The organism is Candidatus Gracilibacteria bacterium (assembly GCA_041660965.1).
In the GTDB taxonomy this organism is placed as follows: Bacteria; Patescibacteriota; Gracilibacteria; order BD1-5; family JAGOOR01; genus JAGOOR01.
On sequence record JBAZVH010000004.1, the window covers coordinates 1 to 4,977 of the forward strand.

The following is a 4,977-nucleotide window of genomic DNA, read 5'->3' on the forward strand; positions in this document are numbered from 1 at the left end:
TGTGGATAACTTACGAGGCCCAAATATCGCTTGAGAGCGTTTCGGTATCTCAAACGATACTTTGCTCGTCTTTTGCTTTTACTCGTCGCTATCGTCAAAGCTACCGCCAATCTGACACGAATAGCACGGCTCTGTGAGTGTTGGTTCGAGTTCTCCGTCACTGTTCCGGAAAAAGAGAGTCAATTCTCCGGCCCCTTCACAAATTTTGCATTCATCCATGATAATTCATTTCGTTTTTAATTAGTAAATTCTCCGGCACATAAACCTTTTGCATTCTTCCGTATCCATTTGACATCCAGATGTATTTTTGTTTATGTTCATCCAAAAATACATCTTCGGCACCACGGCCACCGCGAGAATGCAACCACCATTTTTCTAACACTGAAAGATCAAATTCATCAATCATAATTTTATCTGTAACCTTGTAATCTGATATTCCCATCCTGAGAGGAAAAAATCATATCACCAGATCCGAGAAGTTTTTCCGCGCCATCGTCGTCGAGTACGACACGCGAGTCAATTGCTTTCGCGGTCCGGAATACCGCCTTAGTCGGAAAGTTTGTTTTGATATCACCGTTTATAATCTTTACGCTTGGACGTTGTGTCGCGATGATGAGATGGATACCGGCCGACCGTGCTTTCTGAGCGAGGATCTGAATGCAATCCGATATCTCTTTTCCAAAATCGCTACTCATAATCAGATCTCCGAATTCGTCGATGAACACAAATTTTCTTTTCATATCCGTTTCGCTCATATTTTTTACTCCAAGCTTTTCAAGTTTTCTATATCGATTCTCCATTTCGTCAATCAGTTTGTTGAGAGACAAAGCAATTTTACTCGCTTCTTTCTGATACTCCACAACACCCGGATAGTTTTTGAAATGCGCGAGTTCGATAATCTTCGGATCAAATAAATGCAATTCTGTATTTGGGATCGTCGAGAGCTGTGAAATAAACGAACTGAGACAAACAGACTTTCCGGACCCGGTTGATCCGGCGACAAGCATGTGAGGCGCTTGTGTGATATCAAATCGGTATGTCTCACCCATAACGTCACATCCGATCGCGAGCTTGTACCCATCCGGCTTTCCTTTTTCCGTCGGGAAAGTACGATCAAGTTTTGGGACCTCAAAACCGACAAAACTGGTATTTGGAATCGGCGCGAGTATGCGCACTCCGGACCGGCCGATCACTTGCTCAATATCCGCTGTATAGCTTTCGAGTTTCTTCATTTTTAGGCCGATGGAAGGCGTATAGCGGTACAGGTCGAACGAATGTCCGGCAATCATGGAATCGTATTGCAACATCATTCCATGCTCCATCAATTTCGTTTGTATTTTTTCTTCGTTTTTCATTTTGGAGTAATTTAAATTTTTTGCACTGATAAATTCTTTTTCGACCGTTGTGAGAAACTTTTTCATGCTATTCGCGGAATGAATCTTTTTCTTGAGTAATTCCGTGATATTATCCACCTTCATCAATTTCATTTGTTTCGCCACTTCTTCCTCTTCGTCGAGTCGGTGTATGTACGCGATGATTGAAATATCCCCGTCAAACATTGCATCGACGTTTGGCAAGTATACCGCCTCACCATTCAAGAATTTGATTGAATCCTCATAGTATCGGAAAAAGAAGTCAAAAAAGAGTTCATTTTCTTCATACACAATCTCGTATCTTTTCACCTGTTCTCCACCGTCGCGGTTTTTCGTTTTCTTCACTTCTTCAAATATCATGGAATACGGCGCCATCCCATATTTCGCATAAACGCAAAAGTATGAAACTATCGTTTGGAGCATCTTCCGGCCGTCGATTTTGTTCGGCTTACTGAATGATGTGACTGTTTTATAATCCACAATCCGGAGTTTTTTGTAGCGTTTGATTGTCTTGTCTGTGTAACATTTGAGTGCGATCGGCAATTCCACTTGTTTTCCCCTCCATTCCACGTTTATGTGTTCGACGATCTTTTCTTCCGTTGAAAGTAATTGATCGCCGTTGTCGTATGGATTTTCTTTTACATAGGCGTTGAATGTGAATGCGAGGATCTCTTGCGCCTTTTGTTTATTCGGGACCGTCTCGGTGTATTTGATCCAACCGTCATTGTATTTTTCGAGATAATCCATTCCGATTTTGAGTCCCATCTCAATTGCTTCGCTTTCGGTGGAGATAACCACCTCATCATTACCCCCGTAATAGGCCTCAAGCGCCTTGTGGAACGATTTTCCGATGATACTTGATATACTTGTCGTCGAGTCAATCGTTTGTCGGTTTTTGTAGGTGATTTTGAACATTATCGGATTCACTCCGAGAAGTGCGAGCGATGAATACGAGAAGTAATCGACTGCAAAATCAACCTTCGTCGTCGGGGATTTCTTCGAGTCCTTCGAGATAGCTCTCTTCGTCACTTTGGGGAGTTTGAACTCCATCTTGACCTTTTTTGTTTTCATCTTTTTTCACAAAATTACCCATTTGTAAACCGGATGAATCGACCTTTGCATCCGTCACTCTTACTTTTGAATTTTCAATGACCGCCTCTTTTTCCATTTCTTCCTCAATGTAAGCATGCGCGAGAACTTCCGGACAGGCCATGCGGAGCGCGTGCATTTCCGCAACCTTCGCGAGCATCATGCGTGGTTTTGTCACCCATAAATTACGCCCGGTGGTAAACTCTGAAAAGAAAACCGTCGCGGTGTATTCTCCGACATATCCCTCAACCCTTCTTTTTACTGTTATAGTACACGATTCGACAAACTTCTTTCCGTTCTTTTCCTCATAGGTATATTCCGGCGCTCCTTTTCCAACAATCCCGGCGCGCATTCCGATCTTGCGGATATAATCAATGGATTGTGTGAGCGAATACGATGATCCGAAAGGAATCGCGTATATATCTTTCTCCAAAAAATTCTTGAAATTGAAACCGCGGATCATTCCTTCCATAATCGCTTGTTTCATCACGGCTGGCTGTAAACCTTTAAACGTAGTGGCGAGCAATGTTCTTTGAACATTTGCATCAGTGAGCTGAGCGTTTATCTCAGAATTCATTTTTGCAAGGTCCAAACTATCGCGAGAAACCGGCACCACTTCAAGAGCGGCCGCCGGTTTTGTATTCTCTTTTGTGTTTTCTTTTTGCATAATAATCAATCAATCTATCGAATAAACTATTCACCGAGCAATTCTCGATCCGCTTTGTTTGTCGCAAAAAATCCTGTTGCGACTGGGGCCGGTGTGAATTTCTTCCGGCGCTCAATTCTACAATCGTGACAATATTTCGGCGTTTGCAATTTGCGATCCGCGAAATATTCTTGTTCTCCTTCCGTGAAAATAAAATCTTTTCCACAGAAACACTTTATTGTTTTATCACTCATGAATCTCAATTTTAATTTTAATAAACTATCGACCTCAAATTTGCATAAAAGCACAAATACAATGAAATGGTATGCACATGAATGCAAAACCAATTCCGATAAAAACTAAAGAGATGTATGCACACTTATCTTGAAAAGAAAGTGTCTCTTCTTTTGGCCTCTCGTTGTTTTTATACAAACCATGTTTTTCAAAAGACATAATTTTTTTGTTTTTAATCTATCAATCTATCGACCAATTACAGTATATCACAATGGCAACCGCTTGCCACATTGCACTGTGGATAAGTTTGTGATATACCATAAGGATGTCGTTAATACTCTTCTTTATTTTTCTTTCTTTCGGAGGAAGTAAAATAATAAGTAATAGAACAGGATGGCTTATCGTCATGCTTTTGTTTTTGTACGAAATACAACAAATGTAAAAAGCGCCGTTTGGCGCTTTTTTACTATTCAACCCAGCTATACCATTTTTGCAATGCTAACAATCCTCCATTGATTGCTCCAAAAGCTCCGGCAATAAGGAGAAGAGTTAAAAAGTTTCCGAGATCCACAAAATTTATCGGGGTGGATATTTTAATCAATAACATCGAAGTTACTGCTCCGGACAATGCACCTTTCAAAAAACGATTTGCGATTGATTTTATTTTTTCACTCATAAATATTTTTTTAAATTAGTAATTTTACCATTATAATATTCCCACAAAAAACCACGACAACTTTTCCTTTTACCAGACAAAATCCTTGAGATCTCTCCTTTTGAAATCGATAATTGTTTTTCTGCAAAAGCTATTGTCGGATAAATTTTTACAATGTTTCCATCTTTTGTCTTTTGGACAACAGAAATACCTAAATCGAGAGATCTATGGCATAGTTGACACAACGGAATAAAATCACGTCTATCTCGTTTGTATTCTCCACTTATATTCGCCCACTCAAATTTACCTTTTGTCTTTCCGCACATTTCGCAATGATCAGCACTTCCATAGTATTTTCTTATCCAGTTATGAATTGCAAAATATCCGGCTTTTTCTCCTTTCCATGAAGATGAATTTTCTTGAGAAAAATTTTTTACATTATTTTCAATGTGTTCTTTTGATTTATTCAAGTTTACCATTGAGCATAGGTGACAACAAAATCTTTTTTTTCTTCGATTTGGCTCAAAAAGATTTTTGCATAGTTTGTTTTCACATTTTTTCATATCAGTTCTCTTAATTTTGTATCAGCCGAAACCCCCATTCTTCTTGTGATAAATTTTGCGTATTCTTCCGGATTATTGTCGTCGCATGTCGGAGCGTATTCTCTCATGAGTTGCAATATAGTGTAGTTTCTCTTTTCTTTTTCAGCCCAATTCCACAAAAGATTTTGCAAATATAGCCATCCAAGCTCTTTACTTTTGAATATTGCAAAACCCCGCGGACTTTTACGAACTTTTCCATAAATGGAACGATAAATTTGCGTGTATTTACAGTTACCGGGATTGTTGCATCGCCACGAATTACTTCCTTCATACCATCCCTCATATTCTCGTATTATTTCTGCAAGTTTTGTTATTTGTGATGGAATCATTTTTTCAACAATTTTAAAATGGTATTATACAGTTCTACGATGCGAGTCA

The 4,977-nt window shown here is 39.4% G+C and carries 7 protein-coding genes; all 7 read right to left on the bottom strand.

Going from position 1 to position 4,977, the window contains the following annotated elements:
* Window positions 1-78: 78 nt before the first annotated feature.
* Window positions 79-219: a hypothetical protein gene (locus WC753_04815; GenBank protein ID MFA6080765.1), complete on the bottom strand. Its 141-nt coding sequence runs from the start codon at window positions 217-219 to the stop codon at window positions 79-81.
* A 191-nt stretch (window positions 220-410) separates the two neighbouring features.
* On the bottom strand, window positions 411-2,288 hold the full coding sequence (locus tag WC753_04820) for a DNA translocase FtsK (GenBank protein ID MFA6080766.1): 1,878 nt from the start codon (window positions 2,286-2,288) through the stop codon (window positions 411-413).
* Window positions 2,179-3,129: a recombinase RecT gene (locus WC753_04825; GenBank protein ID MFA6080767.1), complete on the bottom strand. Its 951-nt coding sequence runs from the start codon at window positions 3,127-3,129 to the stop codon at window positions 2,179-2,181. The genes WC753_04820 and WC753_04825 overlap by 110 nt, the downstream gene beginning before the upstream one ends.
* Before the next feature lie 26 nt (window positions 3,130-3,155).
* Window positions 3,156-3,362 carry a zinc-ribbon domain containing protein gene (locus WC753_04830; protein MFA6080768.1) on the bottom strand — a complete coding sequence of 69 codons (207 nt, stop codon included), beginning with the start codon at window positions 3,360-3,362 and terminating at the stop codon, window positions 3,156-3,158.
* A 446-nt stretch (window positions 3,363-3,808) separates the two neighbouring features.
* Complete coding sequence (locus WC753_04835) at window positions 3,809-4,018, bottom strand: hypothetical protein (GenBank protein ID MFA6080769.1); 210 nt, start codon at window positions 4,016-4,018, stop codon at window positions 3,809-3,811.
* Window positions 4,003-4,476 carry a hypothetical protein gene (locus WC753_04840; protein MFA6080770.1) on the bottom strand — a complete coding sequence of 158 codons (474 nt, stop codon included), beginning with the start codon at window positions 4,474-4,476 and terminating at the stop codon, window positions 4,003-4,005. The genes WC753_04835 and WC753_04840 overlap by 16 nt, the downstream gene beginning before the upstream one ends.
* Window positions 4,470-4,928, bottom strand: a complete 459-nt coding sequence (locus tag WC753_04845; protein MFA6080771.1) for a hypothetical protein — start codon at window positions 4,926-4,928, stop codon at window positions 4,470-4,472. The genes WC753_04840 and WC753_04845 overlap by 7 nt, the downstream gene beginning before the upstream one ends.
* Window positions 4,929-4,977: the final 49 nt, after the last annotated feature.